Source organism: Ruegeria sp. CDSC021 (assembly GCF_059610845.1).
Window position 1 is genome coordinate 227,053 of sequence record NZ_JBXWOK010000001.1, and the last position, 17,433, is coordinate 244,485.

The window sequence follows — 17,433 nt, forward strand, 5'->3', positions numbered from 1 at the left end:
TGCTTTGCCGATCACGGGTTTGCGTTTGGCGTTTTAGCCACTAAATGGCATTCTAGGCGCAGCAAAGGATCAAAAGCCATGTTGGAAAAGCGCAGTCATGTCACACCTGTAGATCCCGTTTGGGATCGCATCACGACCGAGGCTCAGGCCGCGGTCGAGAATGAACCACTGATGGGTGGATTGGTGCACGCCTGTATTCTGCATCATCGCAGCCTGACCAGAGCATTGTCCTATCGCGTTTCCGCTAAACTATGCTCGAACGAAATGTCGATGATGGTTCTGCGCGAGATCGTGGACGAAGCTTATGCTGACGATCCCCATTTGATTGAGGCCGCCCGCGCAGACCTGATGGCGGTCTACGAGAGGGACCCGGCCTGCCACCGTCTTCTGCAACCGATTCTGTATTTCAAGGGTTATCAAGCGATGCAGGCCTACCGCGTCGCCCATTGGCTATGGCTCAAGGGGCGATATGATCTGGCCTATTTCTTCCAGATGCGGTCCTCCGAAATCTTCGGCATCGACATTCACCCGGCTGCCAAAATCGGTAAGGGGATCATGATCGACCATGCTCATTCCATCGTGATCGGTGAAACGGCCATCGTTGGCGACAATGTTTCGATGTTGCATTCGGTCACGCTGGGCGGGACCGGAAAAGAAGAGGAGCAACGTCACCCCAAGATTGGTGATGGCGTTTTGATCGGCGCCGGCGCCAAAGTCTTGGGCAATATCAAAGTGGGCCATTGTAGCCGGATTGCCGCCGGTTCGGTGGTGCTGCAAGAGGTGCCACCATGCAAAACTGTTGCCGGTATTCCGGCCAAGATCGTCGGTGAAGCAGGATGTGACCAGCCCTCGATCTCGATGGATCATATGCTGGGCAAAGATCACTAGATCTGAAGGTTCTTAAAGAAAAAGGCCGCCCAGTAGAGGCGGCCTTTTTTTAGCCAGATATCAGGCTAGCATGACCATCGGGTTTTCCAGATTGTCGACGATCGCCTGCAGCAGCTGCGCACCGAGGGCACCGTCAATGACCCGGTGATCGACCGACATCGTAACCGACATGACTGTTGCAACCGTCAGTTCGCCATCGTCACCAACAACTGGTTTCTTTGCGCCAGTGCCGACGGCCAGAATGCCCGCATGCGGTGGGTTCACGATAGCGTCGAAATTGTCGATGCCGAACATGCCTAGGTTCGAGACCGCAAATGTACCGCCCTGATACTCATGCGGGGCCAGCTTGCGTTCGCGGGCACGGGCAGCCAGGTCCTTCATCTCGGTTGAAAGCGCTGACAGCGACTTGGTGTCGGCGTCTTGCAGGACCGGCGTGAACAGGCCACCTTCGATCGCGACGGCAACGGCCACGTCCGAGGGTTTCAGCTGCAGAACCCGATCTCCCGCCCAGACGGCGTTGCATTCGGGTACCTGTTGCAGCGCATTGGCCAGGGCCTTGATGATGAAGTCATTGACGCTGAGTTTGACGCCACGGGCCTCAAGTTGCTTATTCAACTGACCGCGGAATTTCAGCAGTGCGTCCAGCTTGATATCCCGGCGTAGATAGAAATGCGGGATGGTTTGTTTGGCCTCGGTCAAGCGCGCGGCGATGGTTTTGCGCATCCCGTCCAGCTTGACCTCTTCGTAATCGCGGGATTCGTACATCCGCATAACCATATCCGTCGAGGGGCCGGTTGGCGTAGCTGAGGCTGCGGGTGCTGCTGCGGCCTGTACCGGGGCAGCCGCCACAGCAGGGGCTGCGGTTGCGCTTTCGACATCCGCCTTGACGATACGCCCATGTGGGCCGGATCCTCTGATTTGTGCTAGGTCGAGACCTTTTTGCGCAGCGATGCGACGAGCCAGGGGCGAGGCGAAGATACGACCGCCATCTGCCTTGACCGGCGCTGCCGGGGCGGGGACGGGCGCTTCGGACGCCGCTGGAGCGGAGGCCTCGTTGCCCGTGGCGGCTGGCGCCGCCGCCGGAGCCGCTGCAGGCGTTGCACTGATATCATCAGCGCTTTCGCCTTCTTCCAGCAAAACCGCGATGGCGGTGTTGACCTTGACCCCTTCGGTTCCTTCAGGGATCAGGATTTTGCCGATTGTGCCTTCGTCAACGGCCTCGAACTCCATCGTGGCCTTGTCGGTTTCGATTTCGGCGAGCAGATCTCCGGAGGAGACTGTGTCGCCCTCTTTGACCAGCCATTTGGCAAGCGTGCCTTCCTCCATGGTCGGCGACAGGGCGGGCATCAGAATTTCGGTGGGCATCTGTCTGTTGCTCCCTTACCGGTAGGTCACTTGTTTGACGGCTGCGATCACCTCGTCGGTGGTCACCAGCGCCAGTTTTTCGAGGTTCGCTGCGTAGGGCATCGGAACATCCTTGCCGGTGCAGTTGATGACAGGCGCGTCGAGGTAATCAAACGCTTCCTGCATCACCACCGATGAAATGTAGCTGCCGACCGAGCCTTGCGGCCAGCCTTCTTCGACGGTCACAAGACGGTTGGTTTTCATCACCGAATTGATGATTGCGCCTGTGTCCATCGGGCGGATGGTGCGCAGGTCGATCACTTCGGCACTGATACCGTCCTCGGCCAGCTTGTCTGCAGCTTCCAGTGCGAACTGCATGCCAATGCCAAAGCTGACGATGGTCACGTCTGTGCCCTCGCGCCAGATGCGGGCCTTGCCCAACGGAATGCTCAGGTCATCCACCTGCGGTACTTCGAATGAGCGGCCATAGAGGATTTCGTTTTCCAGGAAGATCACCGGGTTCGGGTCACGGATCGCGGATTTCAGCAAGCCTTTGGCGTCGGCCGCTGAATAGGGCATGACGACCTTGAGGCCGGGGATCTGCATATACCAGGCTGCATAGTCCTGGCTGTGCTGCGCGGCCACGCGGGCGGCGGCACCGTTCGGACCCCGGAACACGATGGGACAGCCCATCTGACCGCCGGACATATAGAGCGTCTTCGCGGCCGAGTTGATGATCTGGTCAATCGCCTGCATGGCGAAGTTGAAAGTCATGAACTCGACAATCGGTTTCAACCCGCCAAAGGCCGAACCAACTGCGATCCCGGCAAAACCATGTTCGGTGATCGGAGTGTCGATTACGCGCTTGGCGCCAAACTCATCCAGCAAACCTTGCGAGATTTTATAAGCGCCCTGATACTCCGCGACTTCTTCACCCATGAGGTAGACGTCACCGTCATTGCGCATTTCTTCGGCCATGGCGTCGCGCAGGGCTTCACGCACGGTTTCGGACTTCATCTCGGCATCAGCTGGCCAATCTGGGGACAGATCTACCTTAGGTGCGGCTGGGGCAGAGACAGGAGTAGGGGCCTCAACCGCAGCAGGGGCGGCTTCGGTCGTCGCTGCGGCTGCGGGTGCAGCCGCGGGCAGGGCGGAGGCGTCTTCGCCTTCTTCGACGAGGATGGCGATAGGGGTATTTACTTTGACCCCTTCGGTGCCTTCAGCGATCAGGATCTTGCCCATGATCCCTTCATCAACGGCTTCAAACTCCATCGTGGCCTTATCTGTTTCGATTTCGGCCATGATATCGCCGCTTGATACGGTGTCGCCTTCCTTGACCAGCCATTTGGCCAGGGTGCCCTCTTCCATCGTGGGGGAAAGGGCGGGCATGAGAATTTCGGTTGCCATGTCTTAATCGTCCTCTCAGGCGTAGATATCTGTCCAAAGCTCGTCCAGCGACGGCTCGGGGCTTTCTTTCGAGAATTCAGCGGCTTGATTGACGATCTCCTTGATCTCTTTGTCGATCGCCTTCAGGTCATCCTCGGTCGCGTGTTTGCCGGAAAGCAGCAGCTCGCGGACATGTTCGATCGGGTCGCTTTGTTCGCGCACCTTCTGAACCTCTTCGCGGGTGCGGTACTTGGCCGGGTCGGACATCGAGTGTCCGCGATAGCGATAGGTTTTGATTTCCAGAATGTACGGACCTTTGCCCGCGCGGCAATGGGCAACAGCCTTTTCGCTGGCCTCTTTGACCGCTAGCACATCCATGCCGTTGACGATCTCGCCAGGGATGCCGAACGCCTCGCCCCGGTGGTAGATATCCTTGGTCGAAGTCGACCGCGCCTGGGATGTCCCCATCGCGTATTGGTTATTCTCGATCACGAAGATCACCGGCAGTTCCCAGATGGCGGCCATGTTGAAAGTCTCATAGACCTGACCCTGGTTGGCGGCACCGTCCCCGAAATAGGTGAAGGTGACGCGGCCGTTTTCCTGATACTTGTCGGCAAAGGCCAGACCGGCACCCAGAGGAACCTGCGCCCCGACGATGCCGTGACCGCCATAGAAATGCTTCTCTTTCGAGAACATATGCATCGAACCGCCTTTGCCCTTGGACAATCCGCCCTCGCGCCCGGTCAGTTCTGCCATTACGCCGCCCGGATCCATGCCGCAGGCCAGCATATGCCCATGATCGCGATAAGAGGTGATCCGCTTGTCACCTTCTTCGGCGGCTGCTTCCAGTCCCACAACAACTGCCTCTTGACCGATATACAGGTGGCAGAAACCACCGATCAGACCCATGCCGTATAGCTGGCCAGCCTTTTCTTCGAATCGGCGGATCAGCAACATTTCACGGTAATAGGTCTTGAGTTCTTCCGCAGAAACGTTTGGTTTCTTTGTGGTTTTTCGCGCAGCCATTGTGGCGATCTCCCCCTCTCGGCAAGATAGTTTAGCGTTAAACTATCTAATAGAACATTTGAGGCTTTCTGGCGAGTGGAAATATTGCGCTGTGGTTTGACACGCGGAAAACCGTTCAGGTAGGGACGTATGCGTTACCACAGCAAGGATTTCCGACGAAGAATTTTGGTCCCGCTCAGCGGATGACAATCTCATCCGAGCGGATCATACCAAGGATCGAGCGCGCCTGCTGATCCAGTAAATCGAGGTCAAGATAGGTGTCTGAAAGCCTGCGGGTCAGATTTTCCATTTCGGCGATTTCGGTGCTCAACGCTGCAAGGTCGCGCGACAGAGCATCCCGTTCCGCTGCAATCTCGACCCGTCGAAACAGGCCATAGTCTCCCTGGACGGCAGCAAAGGTGAAATACACACCCAGCATGAAAGCCACCGAGAAAAAAGCAACTGAGCCCAAACCGGGCCGATGGGAACGGGACACTCTGTTTACCGCCGTATGAAGTCTGCCTCAATGTCGTGCCATTATGCTTGGCATCTGACTGCACTATGTCACAGGTGATTCGGCTTGTGAATCCCCCGATTCGCAAAATTACCCGTGCAGCTGAATTTATTGTTCCAGCGCGGCGACGCCGGGCAGGGTTTTTCCTTCCATCCATTCCAGGAATGCGCCGCCTGCTGTCGAGATATAGGTGAAATCCCGCGCCGCGCCGGACGCGTTCAGGGCGGCTACGGTATCACCACCGCCCGCGACCGAGACCAACTGGCCCGAACGGCTGAGCGCGGCAGCCTTCAGTGCGGCCGCATTCGTTGCGGCATCGAAGGGTTCCAGTTCAAAGGCGCCCAAAGGGCCGTTCCAGATCAGGGTTCGGCTTTGGCTGATGATTTCAGTGATAGCGGCGACACTCTTGGGGCCTGCATCCAGGATCATGCCGTCTTCGGGGCATTGGTCTGCGGGCAAAACTTGATGCGGCGCATTGGCCTGGAAGGCTTTTGCGACAACCACGTCACACGGCAAAACGATCTGGCATCCAGAGTTTTCCGCCTTGGCAAGAATCTCTGCGGCAGTGTCTTTCATCGCGGTTTCGGCCAGCGATTTGCCGACACTGATACCTTGTGCCACCAGAAAGGTGTTGGCCATGCCACCGCCGATGATCAGGTGATCCACCTTGTCGATCAGGTTGCCCAGCAGCTCTAGCTTGGTTGACACTTTTGCCCCACCGACCACCGCTGTCACCGGACGCTCGGGCGCGCCAAGGGCGCTTTCAAGTGCCTGCAGCTCGGCCTGCATCAGCCGACCAGCGCAGGCAGGCAGCAGGCGAGCGATAGCTTCGGTTGAGCTGTGGGCGCGGTGCGCAGCGGAAAAGGCGTCGTTGCAATAGACCTCGCCCAGTTTGGCCATGCCAGCAGCCAGATCAGGATCATTCTTGGTTTCAGCAGCATGAAAACGGGTGTTTTCCAACAGCAATACTTGCCCGGCTTGCAGAGTGTCTGCGACAAGCTCGGCCTCGGTGCCGACGCAATCGGCTGCGAACAGAACCTGCGCACCAAAGGCGCTTTCCAATGTGGGGATAAGTTGTTTCAGCGACAGGCTTTCGCGCCGCTCTCCGCCCGGGCGTCCGAAATGGGCCAAAAGGATAGGCTTGCCACCTGCAGCGAGAATATCGCGTACTGTGGGTACGATGCGCTGAATCCGGGTAGCGTCGGTCACGACCCCATCCACCACGGGCACATTGATATCCACGCGCACCAGCACGCGCTTACCGTTCAGGTCCATATCGTCCAGTGTTTTCCAGCCCATCGCGCGATCCTCGTGTTTGGCAACCGATCTAGGCGGTTCTTTTCCTGCATTTTGCCCTCAGGTCAATGCGTCACTTGGCTTTCGCGTGCGTGGCGCATAGGTATTTGCGCAAGATAAACGACAGGAGGGCCACATGGCCGAGATCAAGGATCCCGAAAACACAATCATCATCGAGCTGAAGGGCGGCAATGTCGTCATCGAGCTGCTGCCAGATGTGGCCCCGCAGCATAGCGCTCGGATGAAGGAACTGGCGCGCAGCGGTGAATATGACAACGTGGCATTTCACCGTGTGATCGACGGTTTCATGGCGCAAACCGGTGACGTGCAGCACGGCGATATGGAAGACGGATTCAACCTGCGCAGTGCAGGCACAGGCGGGTCATCGCTGCCGAATGTTCCGGCAGAGTTTTCGAAACTGCCGCATGATCGCGGCACGTTAGGCGCGGCTCGGTCGCAGAATCCGGACTCGGCCAATTCGCAGTTTTTCATCAACTTTAGCGACAACCATTTCCTGAACGGCCAATACACGGTCTATGGCCGTGTTATCGACGGGATGGAGCATGTGGACGCCATCGTTCGGGGCGAGCCGCCCGCAAGCCCGGATCGTATGATCAGCGTCAAGGTGGCTGCCGATGTATAAGCTGGCCGCCGCATTTGTCCTGCTGGCCGGTCCTGCACTGGCCACGGGCCTTGAGATCGAGATTGAGGGCGAGGGGGCCAATGGCACCGTAACCGTTGATCTGTTTGACGATATTGCCCCCAAGCATGTTGAACAAATTAGCGCCCTTGCCGCTGCTGGTCAGTATGATGGCGTGGTGTTTCACCGCGTGATCGACGGCTTCATGGCTCAGACCGGTGACGTTGAACACGGTCGGGTGGGTGGCGATATGCGTCGTGCCGGTACTGGTGGTTCGGATCGGCCGGATCTGCCAGCTGAGTTCTCGGACTATAACTTTGATCGTGGTGTTATTGGCATGGCGCGGGCGCAGGATCCCGACAGTGCCAACTCGCAATTCTTCATAATGTTTGAACCTGGGCCGTTCCTGAACGGTCAATATACGGTTGTCGGTCAGGTTACTGACGGTATGGACGTTGTTGATGCGATCAAGCGAGGCGAAGGCCCGAACGGAGCCGTAATCGGCCAGCCGGATGCGATGAAAAAGGTCACCGTGACCGAATAGATAAAAGGACCCCGGTGCCTGGTCAGGTGCCGGGGTCTTTTTGTAAGCGTGCGCTTGGGTCAGTCGTCAGACATGGCCTTCCAGATCAGCGCACCAATCGCGCCACCAATCAGCGGGGCAACCCAGAACAACCATAGCTGAGCCAGCGCCGGCCCATCGGCAAACAGGGCAACACCGGTTGACCGTGCCGGGTTGACAGATGTGTTGGTCACCGGGATCGAGATCAGGTGGATCAGCGTCAGCGCCAGACCGATGGCAATCGGCGCGAACCCTGCCGGAGCACCGCTTGAGGTCGCGCCCAGAATGATCAGGATGAAAAATGCCGTCAGCACGATCTCGATCACCAAGGCGGACATCATCGAATAGCCCATGGGTGAAGCCTCGCCATAGCCATTGGACGCAAAGCCTCCGACCCCGGCGAAATCTGGTGCGCCGCTGACGATCAGATACAGAACAGCCGCTGCTGCAATGGCTCCGATGACCTGAGCAATCCAATAGGGCAGCAGATCCTTAGCCGGGAACCGTCCGCCGATCATTAAACCCAGACTGACTGCCGGATTGAAATGCCCGCCTGAAATGTGGCCAACGGCAAATGCCATAGTCAGCACTGTTAGGCCAAAGGCGAAAGATACGCCCAACCAGCCGATACCGACATCCGCGACGCCAGCCGCTAAAACAGCGCTGCCGCAACCGCCAAGCACCAACCAGAATGTACCGAAAAATTCAGCCATGAGTTTTGTTGACATGAAAAGTCCTCCGAAAACCAACGGGCTGTAGTGTAATCCAAAACACAGAAATATCGAAGCTACTCATCACACATAGAAATTCGGCGGAGAATGAAGGGGTATTTGAGCGCGCTTGCCACGTCAAAAGTGGGCAGATAGACCTATGGGTGTGGCATGGAAATATGGGTTCAGCCTACGATGACGTCAAAGACGAATAAGCCGGTTAAGGCCAAGTTATTGCCGGATGATCCGTTCTTCCCGCTCATTCAGGATGCTTATCGCGTTTTTAAACGTCCAAAGCCAAGCAATATCGAGGTCTGCGAAGGGTGCTGCATGGAACCGGATATCGAGGCTGATTTCTTTCACCCGCCCATTCAGGAACTGCCGTTGCACTATCTTCAGGACTGGTATTTTGCAGCGAGTGATCCGGGAGGGATTGCCAAGAATACCTGGGCCTATCTTTTGCCGCGTGTGCTAGAGGTCTTGGCCTGTGGCGAAGAGGTAAGCTCTGTCGGGATCGAAGTCAGCCTGAGCCGGTATCCGACGGGACAGGCCCGGAACTGGTCGTCGGAGGAGTGGCGTGTCCTGGACGATTTCCAGAAACGTTTTCTTCTGAAGGCGATCGAAGGGGGCTCAGAAGAATGTCTGGACGATACGCTTTGCATGTTTCGCCTCGGGGGTTGGCCAATGGATGGCCTTTTGGCGCAAGTAGCCGCAGTTAAAACGGCGACTTTGGCAGAACGGTTCTGGCAGGACTGGTGTTACGGGTATGCACCCTCGGTTTGGATCACGGCCTTCTGGGAAAGCCCGGACGGCACGGCTGCATTTGATTTTTACACGTCTGAAGTCATGTATCGAAGAATGCAGCAGCTTGCCTTTGATGATGGCACGCCACCAGAATTGTCCGAAAAGGCGCTGATGGTCGCAGAAGTGATCGAGGCCAATGCGACCTGGAACCAACCTGATCAGTGAAAGCCTTTCGGTCAGAATTGCAAAAGAAAACGCCGCAGGCTGTCCCGCGGCGTTGGTTCCTGTCAGTCTGTCAGGATTACTGTTTGACGTCAGCAGCCGGGTTAGCGCCCGGTTTTCCGCTGCGGCCAGGGTTCAGAGGATCGTCCTGACGCTGAACGGAGCCTTCGAAATGCGCGCCGCTTTCGATGGCGATTGTCTTGTGAATGATGTCGCCTTCGACCCGTGCGGTCGAGGTCAGGCGCACTTTCAGGCCACGCACGCGGCCAACGATACGGCCGTTGATGACAACGTCATCTGCAGTGACTTCGCCCTTGATGGTCGCCGTTTCACCGATGGTCAGCAGATGCGCACGAATGTCACCTTCCACCGTACCTTCGACCTGAATGTCACCCGAGGTTTTCAGGTTTCCGGTGATGTGCAGATCCGAAGACAGGACCGATGCGGGTGGCTTGGGTTTGGGCGCGGTGCTGGCCTTGGTTTCCGTCGGTGCAGGGGTTGCCGGAGTGGCCGGAGCGGCAGGCTTGGCGGCCTCTGGGGCATTGGTTCCGGGCTCGTTGATTTTGCTCTTAGAAAACATTTCTTGCAGCCTTGATGTAAGTCATTGGGTTAACTGGTTTTCCGTTTACGCGGACCTCATAGTGCAGGTGCGTTCCGGTCGACCGTCCGGTGTTACCCATATCAGCAATATGATCCCCGCGCGAGACCCTTTGGCCAACCTTAACCCGTAACTTGGTGTTATGAGCGTAAAGTGTCTCAATTCCGAAGGCGTGCCGGATTTTGACCAGACGCCCGAAACCCGATTGCCAGCCCGCATGGGTGACTACGCCGTCGGCGGTCGCAAAGATATCAGTTCCAAGTGCACCGGCGAAATCGGAACCGTTATGCATGCGGCGACCGCCCGTTTTTGGGTCACGGCGCGTGCCGAAGCCACTGGTAAAGCGGACAGCCGCTTTCACCGGGCTGGCAAACGGGGCCTTTTCTGCTGCGATACGATAGAGGTTCAGCTGGTCCATCTGTTGCAACAGAGTGTTCGCGCGGATCTCGTCGGGGGTCAGGTCCTCACCGCGCGTGCTGAAGGAAATTGGGGTGAGGGGGCCACCCATGCCGCTATAGCCACGCCGTACTTCTTCAATGATACGGTCAGTTGGCATACCTGCCTGTCGGAACATCTTGTCGAGCGGTTCAACCGAGATGATCATTGCTTCTTCTAGCTGACGGAAAATCTCGTCGCTGCGTTCCTGCATCAGCCGGATCTCAAGCTCGAGATCGTCCCGCTGATCCAGTGCGTTCCGGGCGTCGGCTGCGATCTGATCACGCTCCTGCGCGGTGCGGGTCAGAGCAACGGTCATAAATTCCATCTGTTCGGGGCTGGCAGTGTTTGCCAACGTGAGCCCATCATCGGAATCTGATTGTTGCAGCGCCGCAAGCTCCTGACGGGCAGATTCCCGTTGTTTCATGGTGGTGCGCAGGGTGGACTGGATTACCTCGATCCCCGTTTCCAACTCACGGCGGCTGTTTTCGGACGCCAGCAGCTCGGATTGCATCGCAGAGATCTGTTCAAGCGCGGCGTTGAACCGGTCCTGAGCCATCAGAGCCTCATGAGCGCGCACGTCACGCTCTGCTGACAGAATATTCAGCCGCTCCTGATATGTCGCCTGATCGCGCTTGGCCTGTTCTCGGAAGTTGCCTGATCCGATGCTGTCCATCAACAGGATTGCCGTAGTGACCGCAGTCCAGCCAACAAACAGGGCAACACCAGCAACTGCAAAGATCTGTGTCTCTGAGCTGAGCCGGATGAACCGTGTGTCATTGTCAGATTTCAGAAAGACCCGGCGTTCCGGGAAGTGCTGCTCAAGCAGCGAATGTAGTTTGATTGCCAGACGTGCTCGCACGCGCCTTACCTCTCGATCCCCAAATTCGGGATCGGTTGTGAGTGGTCTCCGTCCCTTGGGGCAACTGAATAGAGGGGACGTCCGATTTGGGCAAGTTTGTTAACTAGTTCACACAACAAACAGGGTTAATCCCGCCAATTCTCGGCGAGAAATTGCCGATTACATCAACTGGAGGATGATTCAAAGACCGCTATGACCGTGCATGCCGACCTAGCGGGCAGAGCCGGGCGGCGGCAGGCCTTCGGTCAGCGGCCAATAGAAATCCGGCGGTAACCCGGCTTCGGCCCGCTTTTCTTCGTTGAAGGGCGGTTTAAGAACGCCATGAAAATAGCGCCGGACCAGATCGTGAAAGATACCCTTTGGGTCAGCGTTCTCGCGTCCGCAAAGGAAATGGAACCACTTGGACCCGTAAGCAACATGCCCGACTTCTTCGGCGTAGATCACCTCGAGCGCGGCAATGGCCTGTTCAGCCTTGGCCTTGCGGAAGATGTCAATCATGCCGGGGGTCACATCCAGACCCCGCGCCTCAAGCACCATCGGCACTACGGCCAAACGGCCCATCAAATCTTCTGCTGTATCTTCGGCAGCGCGCCACATACCCGCATGGGCGGGCAGGGCGCCGTAATGACTGCCCATCTGTTCCAGGCAATCACAGACCATTTCGAAGTGGCGCGATTCCTCTTCGGCGCATTTGACCCAGTCGTCGTAGAAACCGATAGGCATAGGGACATGGCCAAATCGGGCGATTAAATCCCAATGCAGATCAACCGCGTTCAGTTCGATATGGGCGACCGCGTGTAGCAGGGCGATGCGCCCAGCCTCGGAGCCGGGGCGGCGCCTTGGGACATCCCGGGGGGACAGCAAATCTGGTTTGTCCGGTCGGGCGGGATTCAACGGCGGTGTTGCGGTGCCCACTTCAATCGCAGGAGCGTCCCCTGATCGCGCCGCAAACCAAGCTGCGGCATGGCGCTTGGACAGGGCGGTCTTTTCGCGCCCGTCTGCTGTGGTCAGAACTTCGGTCGCCATTTGGGTCAGTGTTTTCGACACCGGGATATCTCCGCTTTCAAGATTTGTTCGGGTAATAATCCGGATGACGACCGCGGTGAAGAGGGTTACAGCGCGCGCACGGCTTCCAGTACCTCTTCCACATGGCCGGGCACTTTGACCTTTCGCCAGATGCGAGCGATCTTACCGTCGGCGTCAATCAGAAAGGTTGAACGCTCGATCCCCATCGACTTGCGCCCGTACATGTTCTTCTCGACCCACACACCGTAATCCTCGCAAACGGTCGAGCCTTCGTCGGACAAAAGTGGCGTCGTAAGACCGTGTTTGGCGACGAATTTGTCATGCTTAGCCACCGTGTCGCGCGAGATGCCGAAAACCAGGGCGCCGGCATCAGCAAAGGCTTGAAGTTGTTCCGAGAAACCGATGGATTCCTTGGTGCAGCCCGGCGTATCATCACGGGGATAGAAAAACAAAACGACGGCGCTGCCTTGCAGGTCTGACAGCGTAACCTCACCACCGCCGTCGCGGGGCAAAGTGAAACCGGGGGCGATGTCTGTAACGTCGGGCATTGGAAACTCCGCTAAAGGTTTTTAAGTGCTGCCTGACATCATGGTGCGGTGCAAGCAGGTAATAGGGCGTGGGTCGGAATTTGGCGCGGCAAGAAGATACACAAGAAGGCCCGGACGGGAAACCCCGCCGCCGTCGGTCACGCCGCCGCATCGCTGCGTGGGGGATCGTCGGAACCTTCCTGTTGCTTTGCCTGCTGGCCTTTGGCGGCTGGTTCTTTCTGATTGGCAAACAACTGCACGCGCCCGACTGGATGCGGGCGCAGGCCGAAAAACGGCTGGATGAAAGCCTTGGAGGGATCAAGATCCGCTTTGGCGACGCCAGCTTTATCGTCAACGAAAACTGGCTGCCACGTTTGCGGCTGACGGATGTGACGATCAGCGACGCGGCGGGACAACAGATCGCGCAAGTGGCGGATATGCGCACACGGTTGTCGATGCGGTGGCTGCTACGGGGGAAAATCCGGCCGCGCACGATTACCCTGCGCGATGCCCAAATCGCATTGACCCGCGGATTGGACGGGGCGCTTTCGTTGACAGTCGGTTCTGGCAGTGCACCGGTTCAGCGGGCGCGGACATTGATCGAGTTGATCGAGGAATCTGACGATGTCTTTTTGTCACCGCTGCTGTCGGGGCTGAGGTCGGTCGAGCTTGAGTCGTTGACGCTGGACTATCAGGATTTGCGCCTGTCGCGCGCCTGGGTTTTCGACGGCGGACATATTTCGATCATCCGTACCGGTGACGAAATGCGCATGTCCACCGGGTTCTCTGTTCTGACAGGGCGCGATTATGCCAGTTCGATTGAGGTAAATTATACCAGCGTACTTGGAACGCCCCAGGCAAGCTTTGGCTTTGCGATAACCGACCTGCCTGCCGAGGATATTGCAAGTCAAAGCCTAGCCTTGTCATGGTTGCAGGTCCTTGACGCTCCGATCTCGGGCGCGGTGCGCGGCAGTGTTGATGGCAACGCGGCGCTGGGGCCGTTATTTGCGACCCTGAACCTTGCGGCAGGCGCGGTGCAAGCCAACCAAGAGACAAAACCGATTCCGTTTGAATCCGCCAGGGCTTATTTCAGCTATGACCCAAGTCGGCAGGAGCTGGATTTCGACGAGGTTTCTGTAGTCTCCGCCTGGGGGGCCGTTCAGGCCGAGGGAAGGGCCTTTTTGAGAGGTATCGAGAATGGACTGCTGGAAAGCCTGACCTCTCAACTCCGTCTCAGCAGCATCGACATCAACCCGGCTGGTCTGTTTCCGGAACCCCTCAAGTTGGCGCGTGCCGACCTTGATCTGAAGATGAAGCTGGCCCCGTTCGAGTTGCGCCTCGGACAGATGACGGTTGAAGACGAAAACCTAACGCTGCGTGCTAGGGGTAATCTGAATGGTGAAGCCGAAGGTTGGTCGGGGTACCTCGAGGCCCATCTGGACGAGTTGGAGTCAGGCCAGTTGCTGAGATACTGGCCCCAATTACTTGCCGAAAAGCCGCGTAAATGGGTGTCCGACAATTTATATGAAGGCCGGCTCTCGGATGTCGATTTTGCATTGCGGTTGAAGCCGGACACCAAGCCGGACATTTACTTGGACTTCGGGTTCGACGACGCCAAAGTCCGCTTTGCCAAAACTTTACCGCCGGTCCAGGACGCTCAGGGGCAGGCCAGCCTGATCAACCAACGGTTTACGGTGACAGCCGAGAAAGCGGTTGTCATTGCCGATCAGGGCGGCCCGATAGACGGGTCAGGAACATCCTTCATAATTCCAGATACGTCGATCAAAAAGCTTTCGCCGGCGATTGTGCGCGTCAAGGCCAAGGGCTCGGCAACGGCCGCCTTGTCTTTGATGGATCGTCCCCCTTTGCAGCTGATGACAAAGGCAAATTTGCCCGTGGATGTGGCCTCTGGCGATGTGGAACTGTCAGGCACCTTATCTCTGCCGATGAAGAAGGGGCTGAAGTTCGATGAAACCCAGTTTCACTTTACTGGTAAGATTGGTGATGTGCACAGTGATCGCTTGGTCAAAGGTTTTGTCGTCAGCGCGCCTCAGTTGACTATTTCAGGTGATCAATCCGCTGTCGAAGTCGGCGGCGACGGATATTTAGGCGACGTGCCCCTGCAGGCAACCTGGCGCCAGCCTATTGGGGGTCGAGAACCGAAACCCAGTGAACTGAAAGGGCAGATCGAGATTTCGCCCCGGTTGGTGACCGAGCTGCGTGCCGGGTTACCAAAGGGTATGCTGACTGGAAAAGGCGTTGCCGAAATAACCTTGGGCATCGGTGCTGGCCGCCCCCCGAAACTGACGGCGACATCGGATCTGGAAGGCGTAGTGCTGTCTATCCCCGAGCTCGGGTGGCGCAAAGGCGCTGGTACCAAGGGGTCGATCGATGTCGAGGCAACGCTGGGCGATCAGATGCGCGTGGATACACTTCGGCTGGATGCGGCGGGGTTGAGAAGCCTGGCCTCCATTAATTTCAAAAATGGTGCTTTCGATCGTGTAGAGTTCAGCTCATTCGAACTGGGGAACTGGCTTGCGGTTCCGGCGGAGCTGATTTCACGGGGGTCAGCCTTGCCCGACATCAGGGTTTTAGGGGGCGTGATGAATCTGGGGGGCGCGACCTTTGGATCCTCCGAAGGTGGTGGCGGTGGTTCCGGGCAGGGGCCCGAGCTGGATGTAGTGTTGGATCGCCTCCAGATTACAGAGACGATCGCCCTGACCGGGTTCAAGGGAAAATTTGCGACAACTGGCGGTGTCAGCGGCGCGTTCACGGCGAATGTAAACGGCGGTGCTGCTGTGCGCGGGCAGGTGACCCCGCGCGGAGGGCGCAGTGCAGTCAATCTAATCTCTGGTGATGCAGGCGACGTTCTGAGATCGGCCAAAATGATAACCCAGGCGCGCGGTGGCAAACTGGACCTGCAACTGGAACCGGTCGGCGGGGCCGGGAACTTCGATGTCATCATGAAGATCGTGAACACCCGAATTCATGACGCCCCGGCCATGGCTGCCTTGCTGAACGCAATCAGCCTTGTTGGGCTTGTGGATGAAATGGCTGGGCAAGGCATCTTTTTCTCGAGCATCGAAAGCCGAATGCGGATTACTCCGACCGAAATCAAGGTTCTCAGCGGCAGCGCCGTCGGTCCTTCGATGGGATTGTCCTTCGACGGGACAATCGACACGGTTAGCGAAATGCTGAACTTGCGTGGCGCGATTTCCCCAATCTATCTGGTGAATGCGATTGGAAGTGTCTTCACCAAAAAAGGTGAAGGTGTGATCGCGTTCAATTATACTCTGACCGGCCCTTTGAAATCACCCTCTGTCTCGGTCAACCCTCTGTCAGGGCTTGCGCCATTGTTCTTGCGCAACCTTCTAAGGGAGCCCGCGCCGAAGGTTCAGGATGGGCCAAATGCACAGAAAGCCAAGCCGGATGAGCCCAAGCGCACCTTTGGATCGCCGCCAAAAGACAACTGAACAGGGATATAGCCGAATCTGATACGACCCTGTAAGGCGCGCCCATGAAACTCAGCGATTTCGATTTCCACCTGCCCGAGAATTTGATTGCCACCCGGCCTGCCAACCCGCGGTCCTCGGCGCGTTTGCTTGTGGCCGAGGGCGATGCAATCTCGGATGCGCACGTCTTTGACCTGCCAGACTGGCTGCGACCCGGTGATCGGCTGGTGTTGAATGATACGCGGGTCATCCCGGCACGCCTCACCGGGCGGCGTCATCGCGACAGTGCGCAAGGGCCGGTGTCTGCGTCGATCGAAGCGACGTTGCTTGATCCGCAGGCAGACGGCACCTGGGCCGCGTTGATCAAACCGCTCAAGAAGGTCAAGACAGGTGAGGTTATCCGGTTTTCGGATCAACTGAGCGCTGAGTTGGATAGGGTGGCGGACGGGCAGGCCTTTCTGCGGTTTAACCTTACGGGGCAGGATTTCGATGCTGCGCTGGAACAGGCCGGCGCGATGCCGCTGCCGCCTTATATTGCCGCCAAGCGTCCTGCCGATGCGCAGGACAAGACGGATTACCAGACGATCTGGGCGCGCAACTCCGGGGCCGTGGCCGCGCCCACCGCGTCGCTGCATTTTGACGAAGCGCTGATGCAGGCGCTTACCGCGCGCGGCGTTTCTGTTTCCTACGTTACGCTTCATGTCGGTGCCGGAACGTTTCTGCCAGTCAAGGTCGAGGATGTGACGACCCATAAGATGCATGCAGAATGGGGCAGGGTCAGTGCGGAAGCCGTCAGTGAAATTCGTGAAACCAAAGCCATAGGTGGCCGTGTCATTCCGGTGGGCACAACCGCGCTGCGATTGATCGAAAGCGCCGCCCGCAGTGGGCAGATCGTACCCTGGGAGGGCGATACCGACATCTTCATCTATCCGGGCTTTCAGTTTTACGTCACGGATGCGCTGATCACCAATTTCCATCTGCCGAAATCCACGCTGCTGATGTTGGTTTCAGCTTTGATGGGGCAGGATCGGATGCAAGAGGTTTATGAGCACGCGATTGCGCAGAACTATCGGTTCTTTTCATATGGGGATGGGTCGCTTTTGATCCCTTGAGCGGCGTGTTGTCGGGATCGTTGCGTTTCGATGTCGTAGACAAGCTGGTTCAAAGCCGTTTTTGATATAAAAACGAATCTCTAGTTCAGGTTAGCAATCTCGGAGGCCTC

16 protein-coding genes are annotated in these 17,433 nt (G+C 57.5%); 6 read left to right on the forward strand and 10 right to left on the reverse strand.

Annotated features, from left to right (window positions below; translation table 11 throughout):
• Positions 1-78 precede the first annotated feature (78 nt).
• Positions 79-888, forward strand: coding sequence for a serine O-acetyltransferase (gene cysE, locus AC2FGB_RS01165; RefSeq protein ID WP_142633207.1), 810 nt, complete (start codon positions 79-81; stop codon positions 886-888).
• Positions 889-948: 60 nt separating this feature from the next.
• Here cysE and AC2FGB_RS01170 read toward each other — a convergent pair whose 3' ends face one another.
• The 5 genes from AC2FGB_RS01170 to AC2FGB_RS01190 form a co-directional block, all read right to left on the reverse strand.
• The gene (locus tag AC2FGB_RS01170; protein WP_496693402.1) at positions 949-2,253 is read right to left on the reverse strand and encodes a pyruvate dehydrogenase complex dihydrolipoamide acetyltransferase; all 1,305 of its coding nucleotides are present in this window, start codon (positions 2,251-2,253) and stop codon (positions 949-951) included.
• 15 nt (positions 2,254-2,268) lie between these two features.
• Positions 2,269-3,639, reverse strand: coding sequence for a pyruvate dehydrogenase complex E1 component subunit beta (locus tag AC2FGB_RS01175; RefSeq protein ID WP_271947583.1), 1,371 nt, complete (start codon positions 3,637-3,639; stop codon positions 2,269-2,271).
• A gap of 15 nt (positions 3,640-3,654) precedes the next feature.
• On the reverse strand, positions 3,655-4,644 hold the full coding sequence (gene pdhA / locus AC2FGB_RS01180; RefSeq protein ID WP_142633213.1) for a pyruvate dehydrogenase (acetyl-transferring) E1 component subunit alpha: 990 nt from the start codon (positions 4,642-4,644) through the stop codon (positions 3,655-3,657).
• Between the two features lie 175 nt (positions 4,645-4,819).
• Positions 4,820-5,119, reverse strand: a complete 300-nt coding sequence (locus AC2FGB_RS01185) for an FtsB family cell division protein (protein WP_185956602.1) — start codon at positions 5,117-5,119, stop codon at positions 4,820-4,822.
• Positions 5,120-5,245: 126 nt separating this feature from the next.
• Positions 5,246-6,436, reverse strand: coding sequence for a phosphoglycerate kinase (locus tag AC2FGB_RS01190; protein ID WP_496693403.1), 1,191 nt, complete (start codon positions 6,434-6,436; stop codon positions 5,246-5,248).
• Positions 6,437-6,569: 133 nt separating this feature from the next.
• On the opposite strand from AC2FGB_RS01190, the gene AC2FGB_RS01195 reads away from it, so the two are divergent.
• Together AC2FGB_RS01195 and AC2FGB_RS01200 are read left to right on the forward strand one after the other, a co-directional pair.
• Positions 6,570-7,076, forward strand: a complete 507-nt coding sequence (locus AC2FGB_RS01195) for a peptidylprolyl isomerase (protein ID WP_271947577.1) — start codon at positions 6,570-6,572, stop codon at positions 7,074-7,076.
• On the forward strand, positions 7,069-7,617 hold the full coding sequence (locus AC2FGB_RS01200) for a peptidylprolyl isomerase (RefSeq protein ID WP_142633219.1): 549 nt from the start codon (positions 7,069-7,071) through the stop codon (positions 7,615-7,617). Before AC2FGB_RS01195 ends, AC2FGB_RS01200 begins: the two co-directional genes overlap by 8 nt.
• 59 nt (positions 7,618-7,676) lie before the next feature.
• Here the strand turns inward: AC2FGB_RS01200 and aqpZ are convergent, their stop codons facing one another.
• Positions 7,677-8,363, reverse strand: a complete 687-nt coding sequence (aqpZ, locus tag AC2FGB_RS01205) for an aquaporin Z (protein WP_271947574.1) — start codon at positions 8,361-8,363, stop codon at positions 7,677-7,679.
• A 177-nt stretch (positions 8,364-8,540) separates the two neighbouring features.
• Here aqpZ and AC2FGB_RS01210 point away from each other — a divergent pair, with 177 nt between their 5' ends.
• Positions 8,541-9,314, forward strand: a complete 774-nt coding sequence (locus AC2FGB_RS01210) for a hypothetical protein (RefSeq protein ID WP_496693404.1) — start codon at positions 8,541-8,543, stop codon at positions 9,312-9,314.
• 76 nt (positions 9,315-9,390) lie between these two features.
• Here AC2FGB_RS01210 and AC2FGB_RS01215 read toward each other — a convergent pair whose 3' ends face one another.
• The 4 genes from AC2FGB_RS01215 to AC2FGB_RS01230 all read right to left on the reverse strand — a co-directional run bounded on the left by AC2FGB_RS01215 (position 9,391) and on the right by AC2FGB_RS01230 (position 12,780).
• Positions 9,391-9,891 (reverse strand): bactofilin family protein, encoded by a 501-nt coding sequence (locus AC2FGB_RS01215; protein WP_271947570.1) that lies wholly within the window; start codon positions 9,889-9,891, stop codon positions 9,391-9,393.
• Positions 9,881-11,206, reverse strand: coding sequence for a M23 family metallopeptidase (locus tag AC2FGB_RS01220; RefSeq protein WP_281994469.1), 1,326 nt, complete (start codon positions 11,204-11,206; stop codon positions 9,881-9,883). The genes AC2FGB_RS01215 and AC2FGB_RS01220 overlap by 11 nt, the downstream gene beginning before the upstream one ends.
• A 210-nt stretch (positions 11,207-11,416) precedes the next feature.
• Positions 11,417-12,253 (reverse strand): ferritin-like domain-containing protein, encoded by an 837-nt coding sequence (locus tag AC2FGB_RS01225; RefSeq protein ID WP_425595905.1) that lies wholly within the window; start codon positions 12,251-12,253, stop codon positions 11,417-11,419.
• Positions 12,254-12,318: 65 nt separating this feature from the next.
• Positions 12,319-12,780, reverse strand: a complete 462-nt coding sequence (locus tag AC2FGB_RS01230; RefSeq protein WP_496688394.1) for a peroxiredoxin — start codon at positions 12,778-12,780, stop codon at positions 12,319-12,321.
• Positions 12,781-12,848: 68 nt separating this feature from the next.
• On the opposite strand from AC2FGB_RS01230, the gene AC2FGB_RS01235 reads away from it, so the two are divergent.
• On the forward strand, positions 12,849-16,232 hold the full coding sequence (locus AC2FGB_RS01235) for a YhdP family protein (RefSeq protein WP_496693405.1): 3,384 nt from the start codon (positions 12,849-12,851) through the stop codon (positions 16,230-16,232).
• A gap of 44 nt (positions 16,233-16,276) precedes the next feature.
• On the forward strand, positions 16,277-17,323 hold the full coding sequence (queA, locus tag AC2FGB_RS01240) for a tRNA preQ1(34) S-adenosylmethionine ribosyltransferase-isomerase QueA (RefSeq protein ID WP_496688390.1): 1,047 nt from the start codon (positions 16,277-16,279) through the stop codon (positions 17,321-17,323).
• Positions 17,324-17,433 lie beyond the last annotated feature (110 nt).